This is a genomic window from Neobacillus drentensis (assembly GCF_036965645.1).
GTDB classification, from domain to species: domain Bacteria; phylum Bacillota; class Bacilli; order Bacillales; family Cytobacillaceae; genus Neobacillus; species Neobacillus drentensis_D.
Map to the genome: position 1 here is coordinate 208 of NZ_JBALPZ010000005.1, position 23,012 is coordinate 23,219.

The following is a 23,012-nucleotide window of genomic DNA, read 5'->3' on the forward strand; positions in this document are numbered from 1 at the left end:
GAGTCTTCGCCGCCTTCCGCTCCAATCAACAGAGTTCTTTTATTAATTATGAGGATTATACCTTTTTTTGTTAGAGTTTTTCAGTGCGTAGGAAACGTCCCATGACCCAGGCTCCCTCAACTAAAAAAGTCTAATGACTTAGGCTTGTCTGGCCTGTTTCATTAGACTTTTTGCGGGTTTGTAGTTATCCTAATTTGCGGTGGGAGATGCGATCGATGTTATCAAGCATGATGCCTGTACCAATCGCTACGCAATCCATTGGATTTTCTGCGACTAATACCGGTACCTTTAATTCTTCCGCAAGGAGCATATCAATGCCGTGCAGCAATGCGCCGCCTCCGGTTAAGATTACGCCGCGGTCGATGATATCAGCAGATAGTTCTGGCGGTGTGCGCTCAAGGACACTTTTTGCCGCTTGTACAATAACGGCCACTGATTCACGCAATGCACCTTCAATTTCTTCAGAATGAACGGTAATCGTACGAGGAAGCCCGCTCACCATGTCACGGCCGCGAATTTCCATTTCCTCTTTGCGGGAACCTGGGAAGACCGTACCGATGTTAATTTTAATATTTTCTGCCGTGCGCTCCCCAATCAATAGCTTATACTCGCGCTTGATGTGGTTGAGAATCTCCATGTCGAACTTGTCGCCGGCCATTTTGATGGAGGAAGAAGTCACGATATCGCCCATTGAAAGTACGGCTACATCTGTTGTTCCTCCCCCGATATCTACTACCATGTTACCGCTAGGCTGGAAGATGTCCATTCCGGCACCAATTGCCGCCACCTTTGGCTCTTCTTCCAAATAAATCTTTTTGCCGCCGCTTTTTTCAGCCGCTTCTCTGATCGCCTTTTGCTCCACACTGGTGATGTTCGTTGGGCAGCAGATCAAGATGCGGGGCTTCGATAAAAAGCCCTTCACATTTAATTTATTAATAAAGTGTTTTAGCATCGCTTCGGTTACATCAAAGTCCGCAATAACGCCATCTTTCAGCGGACGGATGGCCACGATATTTCCTGGTGTACGGCCGACCATGCGGCGTGCTTCTTCACCAACTGCTAAAACCTTATTTGTATTTTTATCAATCGCTACGACGGAAGGTTCATTTAGTACAATTCCACGGCCTTTAACGTGAATCAGCACGTTAGCCGTTCCTAAGTCAATCCCAATATCCCTTGCAAACATTCTCTTTTCTTTCCTCCTTGGAAACAAAAATCCACATACTTTTCCTAATTGACAATTGTATCATATTCCGTTACTTTTCCATAACAATTTAATGAAATTATAATGTCTTTTTGGAGGATTTTCTTGAAGTTTAGGAGTTCTAAATAAGAAATCGAACTGTTTGCATGAAAAGAGCAATCTGGAATCAGATTGCTTGTTTCACCTTTTTTAGGTTTCCACGGAAGGTATCCGGATAAATGAGGTCATTGGCAAGTGGCTTGAGAGCTTACTTTACGGCCTCGCCTTCCTTTTCTTCTTTTTGATATTTCATTTTGGTCGCCTCTCCACCCCTGAGGTGACGGATTGATTTATGGTAATCTAAAATTTCCTTTACCTCATTTGCCAGCTCTGGATTAATCTCAGGAAGTCTTTCTGTCAAATCCTTATGGACCGTACTTTTGGATACGCCAAACTCCTTCGCAATCACGCGAACCGTTTTCCTCGTCTCCACGATATACTTTCCAATCTTGATAGTTCTCTCTTTGATGTAATCGTGCACACTCTCGCCCTCCCTAAATTGGATGTGAGTAGTGTGAAATGAGACCCGCTTATCACTTCGACGAATTCTACTTCCGTGTGTAGTGTTAATGGTGACAGGCACCACAAATAGACAATTGTTCTCACACGGCAGAAAGTTGTTACCTTCTGTCAATACAATGAATAATCATGTCCCCGGCTGAATACCCGCTATCTTCAAACGACTCCTCACCTCAAACACTCTCTTTGTAAAGGTTTGTAACCATTTTATTAGCTTGGATAAGGGTTTATGCACAAAATAGATAATCAGGACAAGGCGGGTTAGGAAATTTTTTGAAAATAGGACAATTTCGTTTTTTTCGACATTCGCTCAAAACCCGCGTCTCCCAAGGGTTTTTCCCCTGTTCTTAATCAGATTGACCTAAAGTCTTTTAAGGAATTTGTCGAATGAATTTTTATGAAAAATGTTATTTTAATGGAGTTTGTTTTATCGATTTTTTAAAGGAACCACCGGAAAATTTGGGAATTCCCGCTTTGTAGTCAAGCCCGGGGGCTCTTCCACTCACCTGTTCAAAATAGTATATAATGGTCTTATTCTAAATTATGCAGACTTCATACCCCTTAGAAAGGAACTACTTATCATGACCCCTTTTACAGAAAATGTCATACAAATTATTCGCAGCATCCCTGAAGGCAAAGTGATGACCTATGGACAGATCGCCGCATACGCCGGAAGTCCTCGTGCCGCCCGCCAGGTTGTGCGTGTCCTTCACTCGATGAGCAGGAAATACAAACTTCCCTGGCACCGTGTCATCAACAGTCAGGGTAAGATCGCCCTCTCAGATGACGAATCCTATCATGAACAGCTGTTCTCCCTCGAAAGTGAAGGCGTGGAGATCGGTCTGAATGGTGTCATTGATTTAGTAAAATACCAATTTCACCCTGAAGATTAGCCGTTGACTCAGGCCGTGGTGTTGAGGCAGACAAAAAGTCTAGTAGCAGGTAATTTCCTATTTTCGGATTATATTTCTTTATTACGGCTTGTAATTTCCCATTTTCGGCTTGTATTTTTTTATAATGGCAGGTATTTCTTGAATTCCGGCTGGTAAGCCCAAATCCCACTAATTTTCCTTTTTCCTAAACTAGCCAGCCCCCCAGTTAACCCAATAAAAAAAGCACAAGTGATATCAAAATCTCACTTGTGCTCCCTTCTTACTTCCAATTCTCAAACACACTCTTCACTTTCTTCACCGGCACCAATGATCCGCCCCGGTCCTGAACATTCTCGACCATCATCGCCACCATCAAGCTTGGATTATCCGAATTATACGCAATAAACCAGCCATTTTCCGTGCCCGTTTCCCCTTGCTTCTGCTTAATCTCCGCCGTCCCCGTCTTGCCGGCTAACGGATACCCTGAAATCTCAGCCGCACGGGCCGTACCCCCAGAATCGCTGACAATCTTCCGCAAATCTGCGGCAATGAGCTTAGCGTTCTCAGCTGAAACCACCGCAGTCTTCCAAACCTGCCCCTGCTGCTCATCCGCCAGCAAAATCGGTTTGATGACATTACCGCTGCCAGTCACAAATGGAGTATAAGAAGACAACAAATGGACAATGCTCATTTGCACCTGACCCTGACCATATCCTGAGTCAGCAACCGCAATGTCATTTCCCATTGAACCCGTCATCGACTTCTCAAGTGGGTACGGATAACCAAGATCCTCTTCAAATCCGAACTTCTTCAGCCCGTCGACAAACTTGTCTTTCCCGATCTTCAATGCTGCTTGCGCAAAATAAATATTATCGGAATACACGAGGGCTTTTTCCAGGTTGACAGGATCTGTTCCAGCATGAACCCTTGTCACAAAGTAGTTGCCCCAAGATTTATCCTTTTGCCATTGCTTGCCGATAATCGGCACCGCTTCACCCGGCACAAGCGTCCCATTCGTCAAACCGACTGCAGCTGTCAATGGTTTTATCACCGAACCCGGCGCATACGCCTGTTTAAAACGCGTGGTCAACGGTTTCTTCGGATCATCCTGAAGCGTCTTCCATTCTTCCGCAGAAAAACCGAGTTCCGCCTGATTCGGATCAAACGACGGACTGCTGACAAGCGCGAGCGTCTCACCGGTTAACGGGTTCATCGCTGCCGAGGCCCCGGCCTCCCCGCCCATCTCGGTAAACACGGATTTCTGAAGCTCAGCATCAATCGTCAGCTTGACATTCTTGCCGTCAACCACCGGCTTCTCGGCCAGCACCACATTCGCTGCCCCGGCGGCCTTTTTCTTGATGACAATTTTCACGCCGCTCGTTCCCCTCAGCTGCTCATCTAACACCTGTTCAAGGCCGCGCTTTCCAATCACATCACTGCTCGTGTAGCCCTTGTCTTTGAGCTTCTCGAGTTCATCGGCTGTAATCACCCCGACATAGCCGACAAGCTGGGCCGCAGACTGCCCATAAGGGTACACCCGTGCATCTACCTTGCGCGTCTGGACCGGCTCCAACGCCACTAACTGCGCGATCCGTTCCTTGTCGTCCATCGACACCTTTTTCAAGGGCACAAACTGCCCCGGCTGCACCCAGCTTGCCCCGAGCGCTTTCGTAATCTGCTCAGGCGTCATTTTTAGCAATGGCGCTAACTGCGCAATCACCGGATCATCCGCCTTACCGGCAACCACACCGACCTCGTACACTTGGCCATTCACCGCTAGACCTGAGCCGTTGCGGTCAAGAATCTCGCCTCGTTTCGGTGCTGTGGTATTCACGCCAATTGTGTCGCCATCTTTCATTCCTTTAAAAATAAACTCAGTATTCCAGTCTACATACCAGTTCTTTTTATCGTCTCTTTTTTCTTCTTGTAATTTAGCTTGCTGCGTGTATTTTATCGGTCCAGCCATACTATCCATGCTGGCAGTAAAAGAATATTGGGCTTGTTCCTTGTCGCTCTGACTTTCTTTCGGCTTTTTGAAGTCAACCTTGAGGTTTTTAATCTGAAGGTCTTCATAGAGTTTTTGATAGCGACTAGTAAACTGTTCCTTGGTAATCTTCTTTTTTGCATCACTAGAAAGGTAATCGTACATCTTAGCAAACTTTTGCTGGTTCCATAAGGCTATGTAATCGGAGAATCGTTGTTCTGGGGTCGGTTCCTTGCTGCAGCCTGCAAGAGCTGTGATGATGAGCAGGAGCAGGATCCCGAATAGTTTTTTCAACACCAAATCCCTCCTTTTATTACCATTTTAACATATTTACACAAGGATACGATTTTAATGTACAAAAACGAGTCCAGCATCAGTCCGTTTCGAAACCCCCAAAATTAAGTTCCTTTTTAGAAAATATTAATCGTTTATTAATAGTTTGTTCATATCTAGGCGCTATACTATGTTTATTCACACTTATTCAAACCCCCTTTGATAATCCGGACCTCGTGCCGGATTTTTTTTTGACCCAAAAAGGGAGCGCGCGTGAGCACGGGGACGGTTCTCATGCTTCGGAAGCATGAGAACCGTCCCCACGCTCACACAAAAAAAAAGAGGAAAGTATTTATTCCCCTTCCCCTTTGTTACTTGTATTATGAGTTGCTTTTGTCTGTAGAGTTTGTTGAATCGTCGGAAGCCGGGCTTTCATTTTTTTGTTGGTCTTCCTTTACTTCAGGAGTTTTTGACGATTCTTTGCTATCATCCGATAAAGTGTCTTCTTGCAGTGTGCTCAACGATTTTTCGAAGTAGTTTGTTGGGTTTACTGCTACACCGTCTTTACGGATTTCAAAATGTACATGCGTTCCAGCTTTTTCATTGAACAAGCTTTGTCCAGCCTTGGCAATAACTTGATCTTGTTTTACTTGGTCGCCAACCTTCACTTGTATGTCTTTAACAGATTGGTATTGTGTAACAATTCCATTGTCATGATCGATTTCGATGACGTTCCCTAGGGTTGCATCTTCTTCGACACGTGTAACGGTTCCGCTAAGTGATGCGGTCACATCAAAGCTTTCGCCTTTTTTCGTTGTGATGTCGATACCAGTGTTTGGCACATACGTATTATTGTAGAATACTAATGCGGCTTCCTGGTCTGCTGCTTTACCTTGGAAATCATAGAATTTTGTTTTGACTACGGCATCATCGGCATTTGCTACCGGCATTTTGAAGTTTTCAATTGACTTGTTTACTTCAACTGCTGGAGCGTTGTTCTTTTTCCCGGAAAGGTCAGTGGCCTTGTAATCATATTTATTACTGTTGCTGCTAGATGTCTGATACCATAGAACCCCGGTTAAAATGATTGCTGCACTTGCGATATAAATGGCTGGAAATACCCAACGCTTTTTGAAAAAGCGTTTTACACTGGAACTTTGAGAAGATCGCTTGTTTTCTTCCTCTCTCATTTTCATCACCTCAGCAATCATTCTGAACAGATCAGTAGAATTATATACACCAGTGAAAAAATTTTTTTAAAACTTATTTTTCGACAGTGAGGATGTTTTTATGCATTCTTTTGAAAAATATTTTTCAAGGAATTTATTCTCTGATTTTTATATAGAAATAGTGACTATTAGTCGAGTGTGCTCTCCGCCCCATTTGAAATTCAACTTTGGAAGTATTTTCTATCTTTATAAGTGCCGGAATAGGCTAAACCCAGCTGGCGCAAAATTCGGTTTGCGGTCTTTGGGGAGTCGATCTGGAGGAAATGGCGCAGCTCTTTATTAGTAATGGTCCGTTTATATAAGAGAAAGTAGTGATTAATAGCTTCGATGTGAGCTGTTTTGGACTTATATTTACAATGAGGGCATACCCACGTACCGTTCTTGCAGCTCATGGCTAGGCACCGGCACATGGGACAGTGCACACCTGTGAGGACATCATCCTGAGATAAGTGGAAATGTTCGAGGATGTCGGTATTGTCAGGAGTATGGCTGGCTAAGAGGAGGCGCTTAAGTTTGCGGAGTTCTTTTTCGTTCAGTTTCTCCTTTTGGTTCATATTGGCGATTTGATTGATTTTTTCGACGAGTCCTTCACTGTTACAGATAAACCGGAGAATGGATTCGTTCCCCTGCTCGGCTTTAATGAGTGCTTTTTCGTTGCTGTTAACAAATAGGTAATAGATTGGGTAGTCATCATAATGGTTCTTCTTGAGCCATTTGCTAAGCTTTAAGGCCTGGAGTTTTGCTTGCAGCACTGGATTTTTTATGCGTTCTTCTTTACCGTGTGTTTGAATGGTGGTCTGATTGAGGTATTTTTTAAAGTGATATTCACCGATTCTATTTTTGACTTCAAGGACGAGGCCGAAGGTAGTAGTAAGCAGGAGGATATCAATCTGAAAATAGTAGTTGCCTAATGGAATGCGCAGGCTGTGAAAGATAAGGTATTTTTCCTCAGGGAGCATGCTCAGGTAGAAGTCTAGTGATTTTTCACCTTTGTATCCCGCTAGTCGACTTTTATATTCATTTATCAGTGTGGGCCGAATAGGGTGGTTGGGGATAATCCGAGTGTCGAGTGCCTCGTGTTTTTGTACGAGTATTGGAAGTGTGCATTCTTTCGCGAACAAATACATCAATCCTTTCTTTTTTTATTAAGTTTCTTTCCTTTCACTCGATATCCTGCACGAATTATTTGTCGATTTTATGAAATATTTGGGAGATGGTGGAGGTAAAGGGATGGATGGTTCCCATTTTGGAAGGCAGGGATTCTTTATCTGCCACTTTGGACCTTTTACCTGCCGTGTTGAAAAAATACCTGCCATTTTCGGAGAATACCTGCCTATCTTTATTTTTACCGGACATTTTCTCCGATTTACTGGACACCTCTCGAAAAAATACTCCCGGCGGTACCTTCTCTTCTTATATGAAAGTTTCCATTTTAAAAGAGAAAGGCCTTTATCTGCCACTTTGAACTTTTTACCTGCCATTTCCGGAAAATACCTGCCGACCTTCATTTTTACCGGACACTTTTTCCACTTACCGGACACCTCCCGAAAAGCCACCACCACCACCCCGCTAATCCCAAAACATCAAAAAGCCAGGTGCCCCCACCTGGCTCTAGTCACATTACTTTTGCGCCGTCAAAGTAGACAGCATACTCTGTGCAGAGGCAATCTCTACCCCTTTATAATAGTGCTTCACAATCTCCTTGTAATCAGACCCATCCTCGGCCATCCCGTTTGCACCATATTGACTCATCCCAACACCATGCCCGAATCCCTTCGTCGTGATCACAATATTACTGCCCTTCCGCTGCCAAGAAAAATCGGACGACTTCAGATCCAACTTTTCACGAATATCCTTACCAGTGAGCACCTTGCCATTAAAGTCTACTTTCGCTACCCTTTTTCCAGTGGTACGGGCGACAATTTTTCCAATCGTCGAACTTGAACCAATCTTCACACCGAGCTTTGCCTCAAACACTTTCACCGTCAACACCTTCTGATTGGAAAACTTTGGTGACTCTTTATCCCATGGACTTGCGACACTTCGCAAATAAGGAATGCTGCCTGCCCAGTAGTCTTCTGAGTCTTCGGTATAACCATTACCGGTGGAGAAAAACAGGGCATCAATCGGTTTTCCAGCATACGTCAAAATCTGGCCGCCCGTAGAACGAACTGCTTCGACAATTTTCTTCTTTTTCCAAGCATAATCCTGACCCCAGTCCCGTCTCATTTCAGCATCATTCATATAAACCTGGTGAATTTGCGTATCCGTTACCTGAGCACCCTTTGGGACACCCATCGTGTCTTTATTCACTAGTCTGTTGACAATATAGGTTCTTGCTGCAAGGGCCTGGGCCTTGATGGCTTCTTCCTTAAAATCTGCAGGCATTTCGGCCGCCACTACCCCAACCAGATAATCTTCAAAAGGTACTTTTTCAATTATCCCTTTAGCTGAGCGGAAAACGGATACGGTTACCCCCGTCTGAGAATCCACACCTGGGGCTGTACTCGTTTCTTTTGCTGAGGCCTTTGTTAGGTCCTCTCCAAGCTTCCCGCTTGACTGGCGGTCACCGGAAAAGGGCAGGACCACAACCGAGGGTATAATGATGGTTAAGGCAATGAGGAGTGACGCTAGTACGATGAGTGGTTTGATTTTGTTCATGATCGTGCCTCCAGTGTGTAAAAATTTCTTGAGCCAGCACAACCTGCCGGAATACATCTCCATTCATACATATGGAAGCGGACAAGCATTTATTACAGATTTTTCAGCGAAACATGTTGAAAATAGTGACAGGCACCAATCCAAATTTACACACAGTGTTGAACTAAAAAAAGGTGACAGGCACCGTTTCTACACTATACATAATATAAAAGCACCATTAGCAATGCAGCCAATGTAGAAAGCTACTAAACGGTGCCTGTCACCACCACCACTGTTACCACCTCACAAACCTAATCAAAACAAAAGAATCCCTTAGTACTGCAGCCGTCGGATATCAGACGACTGCCTACTAAGGGATTCTTTCACTTATATTTCACTCTATTGTATTAAGCTTTAAGCATTCATATCAGAAACATATTTCTTCACTTCGACAAATGTTTCATCAGCTTCTTTGACGCGTTCGATATCTGCGCCTAATGAAGCTAACTTGCCGTGGAAGTTCACATAACCGCGGTCTAAGTGTTTCAACTCAGTCACGCGTGTCATACCATCCGACACCAAACCAGTTAGAATCAATGCTGCTGCTGCACGAAGGTCAGTTGCAGACACCTCAGCCCCCTGCAAATTAGACGGTCCATTTAAAATAACAGAACGGCCCTCAATCTTGATATCAGCATTCATGCGGCGGAACTCTTCTACATGCATAAAACGGTTCTCAAACACCGTTTCCGTAATCATGGAAGTACCCTCAGCACGAAGCAATAATGCCATCATTTGAGATTGCATATCAGTCGGGAAACCTGGGTGTGGCATCGTTTTAATATCGACAGCTTTCAAACGATCAGGACCGATGACACGAACGCCATCTTCTTCCTCATGGATCTCAACACCCATCTCTTCCATTTTCGCAATCAAAGAAGATAAGTGTTCAGGTACAGCACCTCTTACCAATACGTCTCCACCCGTAATCGCTGCAGCTACCATAAACGTACCTGCTTCAATCCGGTCAGGAATGATCGCATGATCAGCGCCAAATAATACGTCAACGCCCTCAATACGTAAAGTACCAGTGCCGGCACCCTTCACGCGAGCGCCCATTTTGTTCAAGAAATTAGCTAAATCGACAATCTCTGGTTCTTTCGCAACATTCTCAATAATGGTTGTACCCTGTGCTAGGGATGCAGCCATCATGATATTTTCTGTTGCGCCAACACTTGGGAAATCCAGATAAATCTTAGCACCTTTTAAGCGGCCCTCTACCTCCGCTTCAATAAAGCCATTCCCTACCTTAACCTTCGCACCCATAGCTTCAAAGCCTTTTAGATGCTGGTCAATCGGACGGGATCCAATTGCACATCCGCCAGGCAAAGCAACACGAGCCCGGCCATTTCGAGCCAATAGCGACCCCATAACGAGGACAGACGCACGCATTTTTCGTACGTATTCAAACGGCGCCTCTTCTTTTAACACTCTAGATGCATCAACAACAACTGTATTATGGTCAAAGTCCACTTCAGCGTTTAAGTTGCGTAGCACTTCATTAATTGTGTATACATCGGAGAGTGTGGGTACATCACGTATCACACTTTTTCCATCACTTGCTAATAATGTTGCAGCGAGAACAGGCAAAACGGCATTTTTTGCACCTTCAACTTTAACCGTTCCATATAACCTTTGTCCGCCGCGGACGATGATCTTTTCCAAGAGTATTCCCCTCCGCGTCCATTTTCTCTATATTAATATTCAATCGTAATGATAGGGGTTCCAACTACTATGGTAGTCTTCGCGCCCAATCCTTCGGAGCGTAAGCCAATTTGTACATTCATGTTATTCAATTTATGATCTATGGAGCCTGTAAACATTGGCGATGATGCCGAAACAGACATGAAATTCTCCTCTTTTAACGCTTCGATCTCTTTCGCATTAAAATCTGACATAATCTTGTCAGTTTTCTTTGCCAAAGCCTTATCAATCTTATCACTGAAAACGCCTTTCATACAAGAAAAAACTGTAGGTTTGCCACGAAATATGTCAGATAGCCTATTTCTGAATGTTTTGGTAGTGAAAAAGCCCTCAGTCGCCTTGTTCCACTCGCTTCCACGAACACTATATACTATATACGCATCTACTGGTTGTTTTGTGTGGGAAGACATCAATTGAAGCGTTTCTTGGTGGTGTTTTGATGTTGGAGATACTGCTGTCACTTGCCATTTCTGGCTGGTGTTCGTTACAGACCATTTCCAATCTGGAAACTTCTGCTGAAGCTTTTTCGCATAATCCTGCATTTCCTCAACACTCTTCATACCCGTCACATGTTCACGTGCATAAAAAGACCAATCATTGAGCAAAATATCTTCGGCTTGAAAAACAGAGCCTATTTTCACTAAATCATCGGCGCCTTTTGGTAAGATGGACGAGTTGCTCCCGCTCCTGGCTTCAGTTGTTCGGTTTCCCATCGCAACAACAATCAAACTTACAATCGCAATCATATATAAAAAGTACTTTACTTGTGTCTTCATTTCTCGACTCCCCCTTACCACCATTGTTACCAGGCAGCAAGTGAGCAATACTCTCGAAATGTCGTCACTTTTTGACAAAGCTAAACTTCTGTGGGACATACTTATCTTTCCACATAAACTCGATTGTACTCAAAATATTGTCAATTGGGAACATGCAAGAAGACCTAAATTTTTTCCAATTTTGTCGAAAGCATGGCGAAGCATAGGGACGGTTCTCATGCTTCATAAAAATCACATTCCAACAAACCCGCTTGCCGCATGGCCTCAAGCTTGTTCAGCCATCTCACATTATTGAAGCATCAATGGCAGCTGTCTTGACCATTGGAGGTAATCGAGGAAAAAGTTACTAACAGATGAACCGATAACAATAGCCAACAATATGTATAGTAGTCGCGCCTGGAACACATGGTTCGGCTTCAACAGCTTCTCCAAGCGAACCGCCTGCAGTGCATACCAAGCGATCGCAATAAAGACGATATGTGACAGGATACTAACTAGCGCTATTTGCCCAAAATCATCCATCGAACAGTCCTCCCTTTATTCAGGTCCACTGAACATTCTATCATATAGACGAATAAAAATCAGAAAAGATTCACCGATTGGAAATTTTAGTAATTTTCAGAATATGGAAAGGGTTTACAACTAAAATTTGCCTGCCTAAACAATCATCCTCAAGTAGAAGAATAATGGTTAAGCAGGCAAATCAACGTTAGGCTTCATTCCAAACCCGGTCCATATTTAGTGGGACAAATACCCGTTCCCCTTGAATCTCCTTGTGAATAATCGGGTTTTCAAAATATTCCTCTAGGCTGGGCTTCCTTCTTGTTTTATGTCTCGCTATCCGGTGGACACCTAATAATGTATCTAAACTTTGCTTCGAAAATTTCATCCTTATCACCTCATTATTTTTTATAAAACCGATAGGAAACAAGCGCTTCCTATCGGTTTCTTCTATATTAAGCAGATTTTGATGCTACGACGATGACCTTACCGCGGTCCATTTCTTCTTCATACCGTTCTGCATCATTACTTGATAACCCCAATGACTCTAATTTAGAGCGGAGTTCATCGCCGCGCGTCCGGAATACATTGGCGATCGAATCGAAGACGCCTTGTTCCTGAACACTAATATCATTAATTTCTAAGGAATCCGTTAAATCCTCCGAGCGGTTACGATCATGTGCTAATAGGTAAATTTCATCTTTTGTATAGCCGCTCATCATTAACTGCTCAATTTCCTTCTTAGCTTGTACACCATTTTCCACGATTTTAACTGTTTCCATTTTATTTCCTCCTTTTGTTCAACTTATGTTACGTATATAACCGCTCCTGCTGGTTTGAAACCTATTTTTCTAAAAATCTATTACGTTTAGGATCAAATTCAAGGTGGGTATATAGAAAGCACCAATTAATTCAGGAGGTGGATATTATGAGAAAATTAATCTGTAAAAATTGCGGAAATGCGGAGTTTAAGGTGTTGAATGTGGGTGAAACGCTATGCAAGTGCGGCCTGCGATTAACCAAACTTAGTGATTATCAATGGGAAAATTCACAAAAATGGAAGGAAGATCAAAGGCGCCGGGCTGAAATTATTTCAAAAATCAGCCTGTTGAAACGAGAAATTGACCAATGCCTTGATCGACGAGATGAAGAAGGATTTAAAAAGCGCACGTTTGAATTAAAGCTCTGTCATCATTTTCTAGATAACGCCCTGCAGGATCCCCAGCACCGCCTCAAGGAGCGCATCAAGCAAAATCAAAATAAGTATAGCTTTTAAGTTTAAGTGCTGAGAGGTGCGGGTATTTAATTAGCATAACTCAATGAAAAATAGAAAGGAGACATTTTCATGGGATTTATTTGGTCATTAATTATTGGAGGAATTATCGGCTGGTTAGCTGGACTTATTCTTGGTCGTGATATACCAGGAGGAATTATCGGAAATATTATTGCAGGTTTTATAGGTGCATGGCTTGGTTCATTAATTTTAGGCGGATGGGGGCCAGTGATTGGCGGATTCTATATCCTCCCAGCTCTCATCGGTGCAATAGTCCTTGTATTTGTTTTAAGTCTCATCTTAAAAGGAATGAGAAAAACTGCATAACCATCAAGCTTCAACTGAGACTGACTTCCCGTCAGTCTCTTTTATTTTGCTATAAGAAAAGCGGAAGGCGCCCGCCTATCGGCGACAAGCACAAGACGAGCCGGCCGAAAGGTTGTTCTTTAACCTTTTGGACGGATTGGCTTGTGACCTCGAGCCGATGGCGCCTAGAGCTGGACAATTCTCGAGGTCAAAATTTATACTTTCTTTAATAAAAAAGGGTACTCGCCCCTCGGCGAATACCCCTTATAAAACCCCAGAAAACAACCTGGCAAACGATTCCTTCCATTTAACCTCCAAGCCCCTCTTATAAAACTCCACCGGCCGGATGCGGCGGCAATCCTTTAGGTCTTCCTCATAATGGGCAACAAGATCCTTAATCGAGTCCGTACCCGTTAAAAATACATTCACTTCAAAATTCAAATGAAAACTCCGCATATCCACATTGGCTGTACCAATCGAGGCCAAATCACCATCCACGATGATCACCTTTTTATGTAGAAAGCCCTTTTGGTAGGAATAAACCTCAATACCCGCCCGTAACAATTCCGGGAAATACGATTGCGTCGCATATTGGGTCAGAAAACCGTCATTGGTGTCAGGCACCATTAACCGCACTTGGATGTTGTTTTGGGCTGCGAGTCGGAGTGCGGTTTGGATGGCCTGGTTGGGTATGAAGTAAGGGGTGGCGATCCAAATGGATTCCGTGGCACTGCTAATCATCGAATAGTAGTGGTCGCTCATGTCTCGTGTTTCCGGACCCGTAGCGACGACTTGCACCAATCCATCACCGGGCACTGGTATCGGTCTTAGATAGCGTTCTTGTTCAAAAAGTATTTCGCCGCAGGCGTACTTCCAATCTAGCAAAAACACTGCATGCAGGGTTTGAACGGCTTCCCCTTCAAGCACGACATGACTATCACACCAAAAGCCGAAATCGTCGTCTTCACCAAGGTATTCAACGCCGACATTTAATCCGCCGACAAAGCCTACTTTTCCATCAATGACAATGATTTTGCGGTGATTGCGGAAGTTAATTTTCTGATTGTACCAGCCTCTATTTAGCGGTAAAAAAGGCTGTATGTTGATCCCAGCCTCCTCCATTTTTTTTATAATCGGCTTTGAGAGAAAGAAGCTTCCGACCGCATCGTACAACAGCCGCACCTCAACGCCCGCCTTGACTCTTTCCTTTAAAATATCAATCAGTTCCTGTCCCAAGCGGTCATAGCGAAAAATATAATATTCCAGATGAATAAAGTCCTCTGCTTCCTCTAACCTCTTTTTAATTTCCTTAAAGGTATCCGCGCCGTTCCGTAAAATCTTGGTTTTTGTGTTCTGGTTTTGGTCCGTTAACGTTACCTTCTCCAAATAGCTGGCAAACCGGCGCTGATGGTCATTCAGGTTGGATAGGTCGAGCTTTTTTTGTTTTTTCCCCAGGGCTTCTAGGAATTCTCGATCGTTCATCCGCTTGCTTTTAAACAGCTCCCCTTTGACGAGCAATTGACCAGAGTAAACATAAAAGATATATCCCAGGATTGGCAGCAACACTAATATGTAGGTCCATAAGAGTGTCGTTTGGGCGGGGCGGTTCTCCAGCCATAGAGCCAGGACCGTGGAGAGGATGAGAAAAGCATAAAGTGTCAGACACATGGCCTTCCACCAAGCAGGTGTCTCCACAAAAAAGACTGAATATCCAAAGAGCAGCATCAGCGCTGCAAAGAGCCATTCGAAGCGTTTTCTTTTCATTACGGCATTCACCCTTTTTTTCCTATGAAATACCCTTTCTTTTTGTCATTAAAACAAAAGAAGCCTCACCCATGGTCGGGCAGGCTTCAAACGTCCTTGAAAAAATTGGCTGGCGGATATAAAAGTAGAGATATCGGCGGTTTTTCAGCTGATATCGGCGGTTTTCCTTCTTATATCGGCGGTTTTTCAGCTGATATCGGCGGTTTTCCTCCACTTATCGGCAAAAATAAGAATTAATCAGCGATTTTTACACCTTCCGGTAAATCCTCTCTTGTGAATTAAATTCCTTATATTTCAAACTCTTAGGAACAAACAAAATCGACTCCTTACTGCCGAAGCCCACAAATCCCCCGTCCGCCAGGCTGTTATGAATCAAATGATGAACTTGCTGCTGCAGCTCATTATCAAAATAAATCATCACATTCCGGCATAAAATCACATGAAACTCATTAAACGAACCATCCGTGACCAAGTTATGCTGGGCAAAAAACAAATTCTCCTCCAGGCACGAGTTGAAATAAGCATATTGATGATCCGTCGTATAATATTCAGAAAAAGCCTTCTTCCCGCCCGCTTTAAGGTAGTTCTTTGTATACTGCTGCATTTTCTTTAGGGGAAACGCTCCCTCTTGAGCGGCATGCAAGGCTTTTTCATTCATATCCGTAGCATAGATTTTCGTTTTTTTCGCCAATCCCTCTTCCATCATCAAAATCGCCATCGAATACACTTCCTCACCTGTGGCACAGCCCGCATGCCAGATGCGGATCTCCGGAAGGTCCCTCAATAGCGGCACGACTTGGCTGCGAAAAGCAGCAAAGAAACTAGGGTCACGGTACATTTCCGTCATCCGGATCGACAAGTCATTTAACAAACGTTCCAAATACCCTTTTTCATGAAGGACTTTTTCTAAAAGGGCCGTAATCGTCGGAAGCCGCTCTGCTTTCATTCGGTTTAAGATTCTTCTTCTTAAAGAAGCACGGACATACCCTCTAAAGTCATAGCCATACATCTGATAGAGTCCTTCGAGCAGCAAATTGATTTCAACTTCCTGCAATTCGTTGATCGGTTCCTCTGCTTCCATTAAAAATTCCATTGTCGTCTGGTTGCTCAATCCTGGTTCACCTGCTCTGTCAGCCATACCCGCATCAACGAGAAGAGTTGATCGATATTCAACGGCTTCATAATATAATCAGAAGCACCAGCTTCCATACATTTGTCCCGTTCACCTTTCATCGCCTTGGCCGTCAATGCGATAATCGGCAGATTGTGCATGCCAAGGTCTTCACGAATGATCTTCATGGCCTCATAACCACCCATAACCGGCATCATAATATCCATAAAAACAAGATCGTAATCGGACCGGTTTTGCAGCATTTCTAATGCCTGCTTCCCGTTTTGTGCAACATTAACCGTCACACCCTTCCGCTCTAAGGCGGTCACAAGGGCAAAGACATTGCGGCCATCGTCTTCTACTAACAAGACTTTTTTGCCTTTAAACAACTGCTTATCCGGATATTCCACTTCAGCTTCATCGCGGCCGTCCTTCGGTGCCTCGCTCTTCGCGATCGGTTCCTCCATTACTTCACTCGCAGCGGCAGCTTCCTCCCTTGCCAGTTGAACGTCGAGCGGCAGGGACTCCTCCGCCTCCACACGGCTTGGAATATACAAAATAAACGTACTTCCTTTTTGCGGCTCGCTTTGGACCTCGATTGACCCGCCAAGCAGACGGGTGAATTCACGGCAAATCGATAAACCAAGACCCGTTCCGCCATATTGCCGGTTTGTCGTCCCATCCACCTGCTGGAAAGCACCAAAAATAATCTGCTGTTTTTCCTGTGGAATACCGATTCCGGTATCAGTTACCGAGATAGCAAGTACGGGTTCTCTCGTTTGTTTATTGAGTAATGGACCCGACTTTTCAGGAGGTGCCAGTTCAATTTGAAGCGTCACGCCGCCCTGCTCCGTAAATTTAAAAGCATTCGATAAAAGGTTCTTTAAAATTTGCTGCAATCGTTGTCCGTCTGTCGAGATGACAGGCGGTACATTTGGATCCATCCTGATGTCGAACTGCAAATCCTTTTTCGCTGCCACGGGGTTAAACAAATTCCGCATGGTTTGTGGAATCTCAGTAATGTTCACCTCATCGGTTAAAATTTCAATTTTCCCGGCTTCGATTTTGGATAAATCCAGGATATCATCAATCAACCGCAGTAAATCTGCTCCGGATGTATTGACGACCCGCGCGTATTCGGCCACTTCCTCATGATCCATATCCGCAGTATTCTCCATCAACATTTGCGAGAGGATGAGAATACTGTTTAATGGTGTCCGGAGTTCATGCGACATGTTTGCCAGGAAGTCCGTTTTGTATTGGGAACTCAGCTTTAATTTCAACGAATAATCCTCAAGCTCGTCCTTCGCTTTTTTAAGATCAATTGCCCGCTGCTCCGCATATTCCTTTTGTTCTTCCAAATAATCATTTGAAAGCCGCAATTGCTCTTGCTGCATTTGCAATTCTTCGGATTGTGCCTGCAACTCTTCGGATTGTGCTTGTAATTCTTCGGTCAGGACCTGCGATTCCGCCAGGAGCCTTTCCACTTCCATTCGTCCCGCTACACTTGAAATCGACGAGCCAAACTTATCTTGTATCAAATCCAGCAGGGTCAGATGCTGTGATTCAAACGGCTCCAGTGCCGCAAACTCAACGACAGCTTCTACTCGGTCCTCAAATAGGATTGGGGCAACTAATAGATTACGCGGGTTCGATGCGCCTAACCCTGTTGTTATTTTAAAATGATGTTCTGGGATTTGATCAATGAGAAAAATTCTCTTATCAGCGGCCGCCTGGCCAATGACCCCTTCGCCTAAGCGGAAGCGAGTCTTGACGAGGTCGTCATCCACGGTGGCGTAACCAGCTACTTTGACAAAATCCACTTCGCCCCCTTGTTCACGGCGAAGATAAACCACACCATATGAGGCCTGAAGCAGTGGCGAAAGTTTGTTAATAAACAATTGCGACAGCTCATTTATATCGGTAATCCCTTGATATAAAGTGGAAATCTCAGTCAGGCTTCTTTGCACCCAGTTGTGCTTATCGAGATTACTGAGCAAGTCATTCATCGCCTCAGCCAATTCCCGGGTCTCATCCCGTGTGTTCACTTTTATCCGTGTCGACAGATCGACATTGGAGTTGGCATCGTTTATTCCGTTAATCGTTCTTACTACCTGTTTGATGGTTTTAACAATAGAGTTAGAAAGGAGCACAGCGATGGCAATCGTAAAGGCTGTTACTAAAATAATGATCGCATATAAGATTAATTTTAAATTTTTGGTATGCTCATTGAGCTTATTGATTCGTCCTGCTGTCAATCCCTTTTCCGTAGATAGAAACGATGCAAACTGCGTCCTCAGTTGGTCCGTCACTTTTTTTCCTTTGTTTTCCGCAAAATGCTTTGTCAATAAAGTGGTATCATTGTTCTTTTTGGCATTGATCACCAATTCGCCGGAATTCGTAATCCAGTTTAGTATTAACGGTTTGATCTCTTCCAAATTCCGCTGCTGAGATCCGTTATCTGCCAGCAGGGAATGAAGATTATTATAATTATTGAGCCAGCTTCGGTTTCCTTCATTATAGGGTTCAAGATACTCCTCATCTCCGGTTATAGCGTAACCCCTCATTCCGGTCTCCATGTCCAGCACATTTTTTTGAATCTGATTGGCCAGGTCATGTACTTCTATATCGTGATCGGAAACAAAGTCTACCTCATTTTGCAAATCTGTCATTCTATTAATCACCGTTAATAGCGACAGGACCAAACAAAGCAAAATGGTTAGGTATCCTATGATAATTTTTGCATGGATGTTAAAGTTAAACCCCTTCATGGTAACCGCCCCCCATAATCAATATACTCTTATTCTAACCTGTAAAATATTAACTTTCACCCTGTTCAAACCATTTTGATACTATAGTAATAGTTTCATTTCTAGTCTATTAATCCTACTTCTAATACCCGTTTTTTAAACTTCTTAAACCTCTTTTTTTAAAAATTATTAGTGTTTCGCCTGATTGGGGAACGGGTACTACATTGGTATCACACAATCTTGGAGGGATTAAGAAGATGGCGAAAACAAAAGAAAAGGCTCAAGTAACAGAGGTACTAAACCAGCAGGTCGCAAACTTCTCTGTTCTTTATATGAAGCTGCACCATTATCACTGGTATGTGAAGGGGGAAAACTTTTTCACATTGCATGTGAAGTTCCAAGAGTTGTATACGGAAGCAGGGCTGCATCTGGATACAATTGCGGAGAGAATGTTGTCACTTGGTTCGTTACCAACTGCCACTCTTAAGGAGCAGTTAGACCTTTCGTCGATTAAGGAAGCGAATGGGGATGAGACAGCGCAGGAGATGGTTCAGTCGCTGGCCGATGATTTTGACACTGTCTGCGGTGAGCTTACGGAAGGGATCACGACTGCAGAGGACCAAGATGATCAGCCGACGGCCGATATGTTTATTGCGATTCGGACTTCGCTGGAGAAGCATGGCTGGATGTTGAAGGCTTATTTAGCAGAATAATTTTAAACGGGGTGCTAGTTTAATAGCTGGCACCCTTTCGTATTGCTCTGAACTAGTGGCTAGGGGAAGGGCACTGAAAAAATGGCTGTTGATTTCCGCTCCAGGCGGCTTCGTTCTCCGCGCGCGTGCCGGGGAACCACCTATTGGGGTCATGATTGTTTCATAACCCCTGAAACTGTGATTCCCACTCTCCTTCAGGGGTTACAAACCCTTCTTAACCCCCAAAACTGAGATCCTTCCCCTCGTTCAGGGGTTATAAACCTTTCTTAACCCCCGTAACCGCGATTCCTCCTCTCCTTCAGGGGTTATAAACCCTTCTTAACCCCCGTAACCGCGATTCTCCCTCTCCTTCAGGGGTTATAATATAAACCAACCACATAATGATTTACCCAAGAACACTTGGCCCCCCATTCGTCGCGACCATCACCAAGCACATATCATCCTTCGCAGCCTGCAGCATCTCCGAACTCAACTGCAGCTGTTCAAATAACTCCTTCGGATCATCCATCCCCTGCTCTTTCATACTGCTAACCAATTTCGAAATGGCCTCCTCATATTTCTCCTCAAGCCCCTCTGATAAACCATCCGTAAACAGCAAAATGCGTGCTTCCTTTTTAAAAGGAATCACTCCGTTGGTCACATCAATCTCCTCAAAAAAGCCAAGTGGACAGCAGCCATCCGTCATCAGCTTCACTTCATCGTCCACAATCGCAATCCCCGCCGGATGACCAGCATTAACATATTCAATCGTCCGCTCAGTGGTATCCAGCACAAAATAAATGGCTGTAAAATAATAATTTTCTAGGCTATCAGGCATCTGGAGCTGATTCATTCTGCGGTTAAGTTCCTGCATCACAGCCTCAGGGTCTCCTAAATCTGTAATCGCATCCTTTAATGTCGAATATATGTACATACAAACAAGCGAAGACGAAATCCCATGGCCCATCATATCAAGCAAGATCACCCCATAACGTCCCGGGCTGATTTGGTACCAGGCATACAGGTCTCCAGCGAGTTCAAAGGAAGGCTTATAGACGGCTGAAATCGCCACATCCTCCTGTACAATCGGATCACTCAGCATACTAAGCTGAACCTGTTTGGCCAAATCCAACTCATGCTGAATTCGCTTATCTCGTTCCTTTCGGAGATCCTTTTCATACTTTAAGCGGAGAACAGACCGAATCCGGGCCAGCAGCTCGACTTTATTAATCGGTTTCATGACATAATCCAGTGCACCGGCATCCATGGCCTCCGCCATCTTATAGGAATCCCCCATAGCCGTGACAATAATAATCGGCAAATCTTCATACCGCTCATTGGCCAGTATCGTCCGGCAAGCTTCAAGCCCATCAATCTCAGGCATCATTAAGTCCATTAAAATTAAATCGGCTGGCACTTCCACAGAACTTGGCGCATCTAGCTGCAGATAATCATACAATTCCCTGGCAGATGATAACAAAACCAATTGATCATAGCCTGCTTTTTGCAGGATCTTCTCAATAATCATCAAATTGGTTATATTATCATCCACAATGACTATATTCATAGGCCCCTCCCTTTTAAAAAGGTGCCTGTCACCCCCGGGTGACAGGCACCTTTTATTCTATTTAGAAAGTGTTTACTCCTTGAAAGGAGTCTCTTCCGAGTTCTTTTCGAAGCTTTTCAATCGCCTTTTTTTGGAGGCGGGATACATGCATTTGCGAGATTCCTAATTGCTCACCCGTTTCCTTTTGACTTTTATTTTCCACAAACGTGCAATGGATAATTTCCTTTTCTCGCTCGGACAGCACATGCAAGGCGCTTTCTAGCAGCAGTTTCCGGTCAACCTTTTCATAGCCATCATCAGGGGTCCCTAGGATATCTAGGGCCGTTACCACATTCCCCTCTGAACCTGTTTCAATCGGCAGGTCAACAGAAGCAGATTGGTAGCTTTTCCCCATTTCCATTGCTTCTAATACTTCTTCTTCCGATAGTTCCATGTATTCCGCAATTTCATGAATTTTGGGAGAACGCTGGTATCGATTGGTCAGCTCGTCCACGACGTTTTTTAGCTTGGGCCAAACTTCTTTGACTCGTCTCGGGACATGGACGCTCCATGTTTTATCGCGTAAAAACCGCTTGATTTCTCCAATTACTGTGGGGATTAAAAAAGATTCAAATGCCTTCCCGGCACCTTGGTCATACCTTCGGATTGCTGCCAAAAGGCCAATCATTCCGACCTGCATGATATCCTCATGGAAATCTCTTCCCTTTGAATATTTCCTCGCAAGGCTCCCGACTAAGGCCGTATAGTGTTCTACTAACATCGTTTGGGCAAGGGGATTTTCAGTTTGTTGGAATTCTACTATCAGGGCGTCAATTTCTTCCTTAGTTCGCCTCATGGGTTGTGGCTGTTGTCCCATTATTCTCACGCTCCCCACTTAGATACTTCGCCATGAAGACCGTCACCCCGGAATGATCTAAAACACGGACCTCGTCCATAAGTGTTTCAATGAGAAACAGACCTAACCCTCCCTCTGATAGTTGTTCCACCGTACTTGATTCTGTATAAGGGCCTAGTTCGTTCCGGGTCTGGATAAAGTTAAAGCTCACCCCGCTGTCGGCTACCATCACTTCTAACTTGTCCTCATAGATACCGAAGCCTATGGTAACCTCTCCGCCTTCCTCCGCTTTGTACGCATGCTGGACTGCGTTGGTACAGGCTTCGCTTACCGCAATTTTAATATCCTCAATTTCCTCGTATGTATAACCCATGCGGCTGGTAATTCCGGATAAAGTCAATCGAATCACACCAACATAGTCTGGTTTTGCAGGAATTTTCATTTCAATATAGTCCATCACTTGTTTCATCGTCCCCCACCCTCTTAATTTGCCGAAATATTCATTATATTTCCTAGGCCTGTAATCTCAAAGAGCCGTTTCAATCGATCCGATAGCTCCATCAGTCTTAATTCACCGCCATTTTCCTTCAGCTTTTTAAAAATACCGACAAAGACACCAAGACCCGTACTATCTAAATACGAAACATCCTTAAGATTGATCATCATGGTTGTATTTTTTTTGTCAGCGAGCGGTAATAATTCCTCTCTAAGGTTTGGTGCTGTAAAAGCATCAATTTCGCCGGCTAGTATCACCGATACTTCCTCGTTTTTCTGATGTACATCTATGCTTAGATTCATTCCATCATCACCTCTAAGATATTTATAGTGTATTTACCCCAGTCTAAAACAACCTAAACCTACTTTTTAAAAAAATTTTTTGAGAAGGCGGGAGCGAGGGGACGGTTCTCATGCT

At 44.0% G+C, this 23,012-nt stretch carries 25 protein-coding genes; 6 read left to right on the top strand and 19 right to left on the bottom strand.

Annotation, left to right across the window (positions count from 1 at the left end):
* Positions 1-184 precede the first annotated feature (184 nt).
* Positions 185-1,186 (bottom strand): rod shape-determining protein, encoded by a 1,002-nt coding sequence (locus V7266_RS00550; protein WP_335465217.1) that lies wholly within the window; start codon positions 1,184-1,186, stop codon positions 185-187.
* A 265-nt stretch (positions 1,187-1,451) separates the two neighbouring features.
* Positions 1,452-1,724 (bottom strand): sporulation transcriptional regulator SpoIIID, encoded by a 273-nt coding sequence (gene spoIIID, locus V7266_RS00555; protein ID WP_007086083.1) that lies wholly within the window; start codon positions 1,722-1,724, stop codon positions 1,452-1,454.
* Between the two features lie 619 nt (positions 1,725-2,343).
* Here spoIIID and V7266_RS00560 point away from each other — a divergent pair.
* On the top strand, positions 2,344-2,655 hold the full coding sequence (locus tag V7266_RS00560; protein ID WP_335465218.1) for an MGMT family protein: 312 nt from the start codon (positions 2,344-2,346) through the stop codon (positions 2,653-2,655).
* 259 nt (positions 2,656-2,914) lie between these two features.
* On the opposite strand, the gene V7266_RS00565 is transcribed toward V7266_RS00560, so the two are convergent.
* The 5 genes from V7266_RS00565 to spoIID all read right to left on the bottom strand — a co-directional run bounded on the left by V7266_RS00565 (position 2,915) and on the right by spoIID (position 8,781).
* Positions 2,915-4,915, bottom strand: a complete 2,001-nt coding sequence (locus V7266_RS00565; RefSeq protein ID WP_335465219.1) for a penicillin-binding transpeptidase domain-containing protein — start codon at positions 4,913-4,915, stop codon at positions 2,915-2,917.
* A 356-nt stretch (positions 4,916-5,271) separates the two neighbouring features.
* Entirely contained in the window at positions 5,272-6,087 is an 816-nt protein-coding gene (locus V7266_RS00570) for a peptidoglycan DD-metalloendopeptidase family protein (RefSeq protein ID WP_420491287.1), read from the bottom strand.
* A gap of 194 nt (positions 6,088-6,281) precedes the next feature.
* Entirely contained in the window at positions 6,282-7,241 is a 960-nt protein-coding gene (locus tag V7266_RS00575; protein WP_335465220.1) for a nuclease-related domain-containing protein, read from the bottom strand.
* A gap of 24 nt (positions 7,242-7,265) precedes the next feature.
* Entirely contained in the window at positions 7,266-7,676 is a 411-nt protein-coding gene (locus V7266_RS00580) for a hypothetical protein (protein WP_335465222.1), read from the bottom strand.
* Between the two features lie 64 nt (positions 7,677-7,740).
* Positions 7,741-8,781 carry a stage II sporulation protein D gene (gene spoIID / locus V7266_RS00585; protein ID WP_335465224.1) on the bottom strand — a complete coding sequence of 347 codons (1,041 nt, stop codon included), beginning with the start codon at positions 8,779-8,781 and terminating at the stop codon, positions 7,741-7,743.
* Here spoIID and V7266_RS00590 point away from each other — a divergent pair.
* A complete protein-coding gene (locus V7266_RS00590; protein WP_335465226.1) occupies positions 8,759-9,019 on the top strand; it encodes a hypothetical protein in 261 nt (86 codons plus the stop codon). The two genes, spoIID and V7266_RS00590, sit on opposite strands and share 23 nt — an antisense overlap.
* A 155-nt stretch (positions 9,020-9,174) precedes the next feature.
* On the opposite strand, the gene murA is transcribed toward V7266_RS00590, so the two are convergent.
* From murA to V7266_RS00615, 5 genes are all read right to left on the bottom strand, one after another.
* Complete coding sequence (murA, locus tag V7266_RS00595; RefSeq protein WP_335465228.1) at positions 9,175-10,485, bottom strand: UDP-N-acetylglucosamine 1-carboxyvinyltransferase; 1,311 nt, start codon at positions 10,483-10,485, stop codon at positions 9,175-9,177.
* 32 nt (positions 10,486-10,517) lie between these two features.
* Positions 10,518-11,300, bottom strand: a complete 783-nt coding sequence (locus V7266_RS00600; protein WP_335465230.1) for a YwmB family TATA-box binding protein — start codon at positions 11,298-11,300, stop codon at positions 10,518-10,520.
* 288 nt (positions 11,301-11,588) lie between these two features.
* Complete coding sequence (locus V7266_RS00605; protein WP_335465232.1) at positions 11,589-11,822, bottom strand: DUF1146 family protein; 234 nt, start codon at positions 11,820-11,822, stop codon at positions 11,589-11,591.
* A 187-nt stretch (positions 11,823-12,009) separates the two neighbouring features.
* Entirely contained in the window at positions 12,010-12,189 is a 180-nt protein-coding gene (locus V7266_RS00610; RefSeq protein ID WP_335465233.1) for a hypothetical protein, read from the bottom strand.
* Positions 12,190-12,256: 67 nt separating this feature from the next.
* A complete protein-coding gene (locus V7266_RS00615; protein ID WP_335465234.1) occupies positions 12,257-12,583 on the bottom strand; it encodes a general stress protein in 327 nt (108 codons plus the stop codon).
* A 146-nt stretch (positions 12,584-12,729) separates the two neighbouring features.
* On the opposite strand from V7266_RS00615, the gene V7266_RS00620 reads away from it, so the two are divergent.
* A complete protein-coding gene (locus tag V7266_RS00620; RefSeq protein WP_335465235.1) occupies positions 12,730-13,077 on the top strand; it encodes an IDEAL domain-containing protein in 348 nt (115 codons plus the stop codon).
* A gap of 69 nt (positions 13,078-13,146) precedes the next feature.
* Positions 13,147-13,401, top strand: coding sequence for a GlsB/YeaQ/YmgE family stress response membrane protein (locus V7266_RS00625; RefSeq protein ID WP_335465237.1), 255 nt, complete (start codon positions 13,147-13,149; stop codon positions 13,399-13,401).
* A gap of 243 nt (positions 13,402-13,644) precedes the next feature.
* Here the strand turns inward: V7266_RS00625 and cls are convergent, their stop codons facing one another.
* Positions 13,645-15,144: a cardiolipin synthase gene (cls, locus tag V7266_RS00630; protein ID WP_335465239.1), complete on the bottom strand. Its 1,500-nt coding sequence runs from the start codon at positions 15,142-15,144 to the stop codon at positions 13,645-13,647.
* 96 nt (positions 15,145-15,240) lie between these two features.
* Between cls and V7266_RS00635 the strand changes: the two genes are divergently transcribed.
* Positions 15,241-15,381: a hypothetical protein gene (locus V7266_RS00635; protein ID WP_335465240.1), complete on the top strand. Its 141-nt coding sequence runs from the start codon at positions 15,241-15,243 to the stop codon at positions 15,379-15,381.
* 10 nt (positions 15,382-15,391) lie between these two features.
* Here the strand turns inward: V7266_RS00635 and V7266_RS00640 are convergent, their stop codons facing one another.
* Positions 15,392-16,237: a CheR family methyltransferase gene (locus V7266_RS00640; protein WP_335465257.1), complete on the bottom strand. Its 846-nt coding sequence runs from the start codon at positions 16,235-16,237 to the stop codon at positions 15,392-15,394.
* A gap of 14 nt (positions 16,238-16,251) precedes the next feature.
* Positions 16,252-19,026, bottom strand: coding sequence for a CHASE3 domain-containing protein (locus tag V7266_RS00645; RefSeq protein ID WP_335465242.1), 2,775 nt, complete (start codon positions 19,024-19,026; stop codon positions 16,252-16,254).
* Positions 19,027-19,262: 236 nt separating this feature from the next.
* Here V7266_RS00645 and V7266_RS00650 point away from each other — a divergent pair, with 236 nt between their 5' ends.
* Positions 19,263-19,718, top strand: a complete 456-nt coding sequence (locus V7266_RS00650) for a Dps family protein (protein WP_335465244.1) — start codon at positions 19,263-19,265, stop codon at positions 19,716-19,718.
* A 385-nt stretch (positions 19,719-20,103) separates the two neighbouring features.
* On the opposite strand, the gene V7266_RS00655 is transcribed toward V7266_RS00650, so the two are convergent.
* From V7266_RS00655 to V7266_RS00670, 4 genes are all read right to left on the bottom strand, one after another.
* Entirely contained in the window at positions 20,104-21,264 is a 1,161-nt protein-coding gene (locus V7266_RS00655) for a PP2C family protein-serine/threonine phosphatase (RefSeq protein WP_335465246.1), read from the bottom strand.
* Positions 21,265-21,325: 61 nt separating this feature from the next.
* Complete coding sequence (gene sigB / locus V7266_RS00660; protein ID WP_335465248.1) at positions 21,326-22,120, bottom strand: RNA polymerase sigma factor SigB; 795 nt, start codon at positions 22,118-22,120, stop codon at positions 21,326-21,328.
* Positions 22,086-22,568, bottom strand: coding sequence for an anti-sigma B factor RsbW (gene rsbW, locus V7266_RS00665; protein WP_335465250.1), 483 nt, complete (start codon positions 22,566-22,568; stop codon positions 22,086-22,088). The genes sigB and rsbW overlap by 35 nt, the downstream gene beginning before the upstream one ends.
* A 14-nt stretch (positions 22,569-22,582) precedes the next feature.
* A complete protein-coding gene (locus V7266_RS00670; protein ID WP_335465252.1) occupies positions 22,583-22,897 on the bottom strand; it encodes an anti-sigma factor antagonist in 315 nt (104 codons plus the stop codon).
* Positions 22,898-23,012 lie beyond the last annotated feature (115 nt).

What these genes read in the sequence shown, in the direction of transcription:
- V7266_RS00550 (WP_335465217.1), bottom strand. Translation starts at nt 1,186, where the DNA reads ATGTTTGCAAGGGATATTGGGATTGACTTAGGAACGGCTAACGTGCTG.
- V7266_RS00600 (WP_335465230.1), bottom strand. Translation starts at nt 11,300, where the DNA reads ATGAAGACACAAGTAAAGTACTTTTTATATATGATTGCGATTGTAAGT.
- V7266_RS00645 (WP_335465242.1), bottom strand. Translation starts at nt 19,026, where the DNA reads ATGAAGGGGTTTAACTTTAACATCCATGCAAAAATTATCATAGGATAC.
- V7266_RS00655 (WP_335465246.1), bottom strand. Translation starts at nt 21,264, where the DNA reads ATGAATATAGTCATTGTGGATGATAATATAACCAATTTGATGATTATT.
- V7266_RS00625 (WP_335465237.1), top strand. Translation starts at nt 13,147, where the DNA reads ATGGGATTTATTTGGTCATTAATTATTGGAGGAATTATCGGCTGGTTA.
- V7266_RS00670 (WP_335465252.1), bottom strand. Translation starts at nt 22,897, where the DNA reads ATGAATCTAAGCATAGATGTACATCAGAAAAACGAGGAAGTATCGGTG.
- spoIID (WP_335465224.1), bottom strand. Translation starts at nt 8,781, where the DNA reads ATGAACAAAATCAAACCACTCATCGTACTAGCGTCACTCCTCATTGCC.
- V7266_RS00605 (WP_335465232.1), bottom strand. Translation starts at nt 11,822, where the DNA reads ATGGATGATTTTGGGCAAATAGCGCTAGTTAGTATCCTGTCACATATC.
- V7266_RS00640 (WP_335465257.1), bottom strand. Translation starts at nt 16,237, where the DNA reads ATGGAATTTTTAATGGAAGCAGAGGAACCGATCAACGAATTGCAGGAA.
- V7266_RS00610 (WP_335465233.1), bottom strand. Translation starts at nt 12,189, where the DNA reads ATGAAATTTTCGAAGCAAAGTTTAGATACATTATTAGGTGTCCACCGG.
- V7266_RS00570 (WP_420491287.1), bottom strand. Translation starts at nt 6,087, where the DNA reads ATGAAAATGAGAGAGGAAGAAAACAAGCGATCTTCTCAAAGTTCCAGT.
- sigB (WP_335465248.1), bottom strand. Translation starts at nt 22,120, where the DNA reads ATGGGACAACAGCCACAACCCATGAGGCGAACTAAGGAAGAAATTGAC.
- V7266_RS00620 (WP_335465235.1), top strand. Translation starts at nt 12,730, where the DNA reads ATGAGAAAATTAATCTGTAAAAATTGCGGAAATGCGGAGTTTAAGGTG.
- cls (WP_335465239.1), bottom strand. Translation starts at nt 15,144, where the DNA reads ATGAAAAGAAAACGCTTCGAATGGCTCTTTGCAGCGCTGATGCTGCTC.
- rsbW (WP_335465250.1), bottom strand. Translation starts at nt 22,568, where the DNA reads ATGAAACAAGTGATGGACTATATTGAAATGAAAATTCCTGCAAAACCA.
- V7266_RS00650 (WP_335465244.1), top strand. Translation starts at nt 19,263, where the DNA reads ATGGCGAAAACAAAAGAAAAGGCTCAAGTAACAGAGGTACTAAACCAG.
- V7266_RS00615 (WP_335465234.1), bottom strand. Translation starts at nt 12,583, where the DNA reads ATGGAAACAGTTAAAATCGTGGAAAATGGTGTACAAGCTAAGAAGGAA.
- V7266_RS00590 (WP_335465226.1), top strand. Translation starts at nt 8,759, where the DNA reads ATGAGTGGTTTGATTTTGTTCATGATCGTGCCTCCAGTGTGTAAAAAT.
- V7266_RS00560 (WP_335465218.1), top strand. Translation starts at nt 2,344, where the DNA reads ATGACCCCTTTTACAGAAAATGTCATACAAATTATTCGCAGCATCCCT.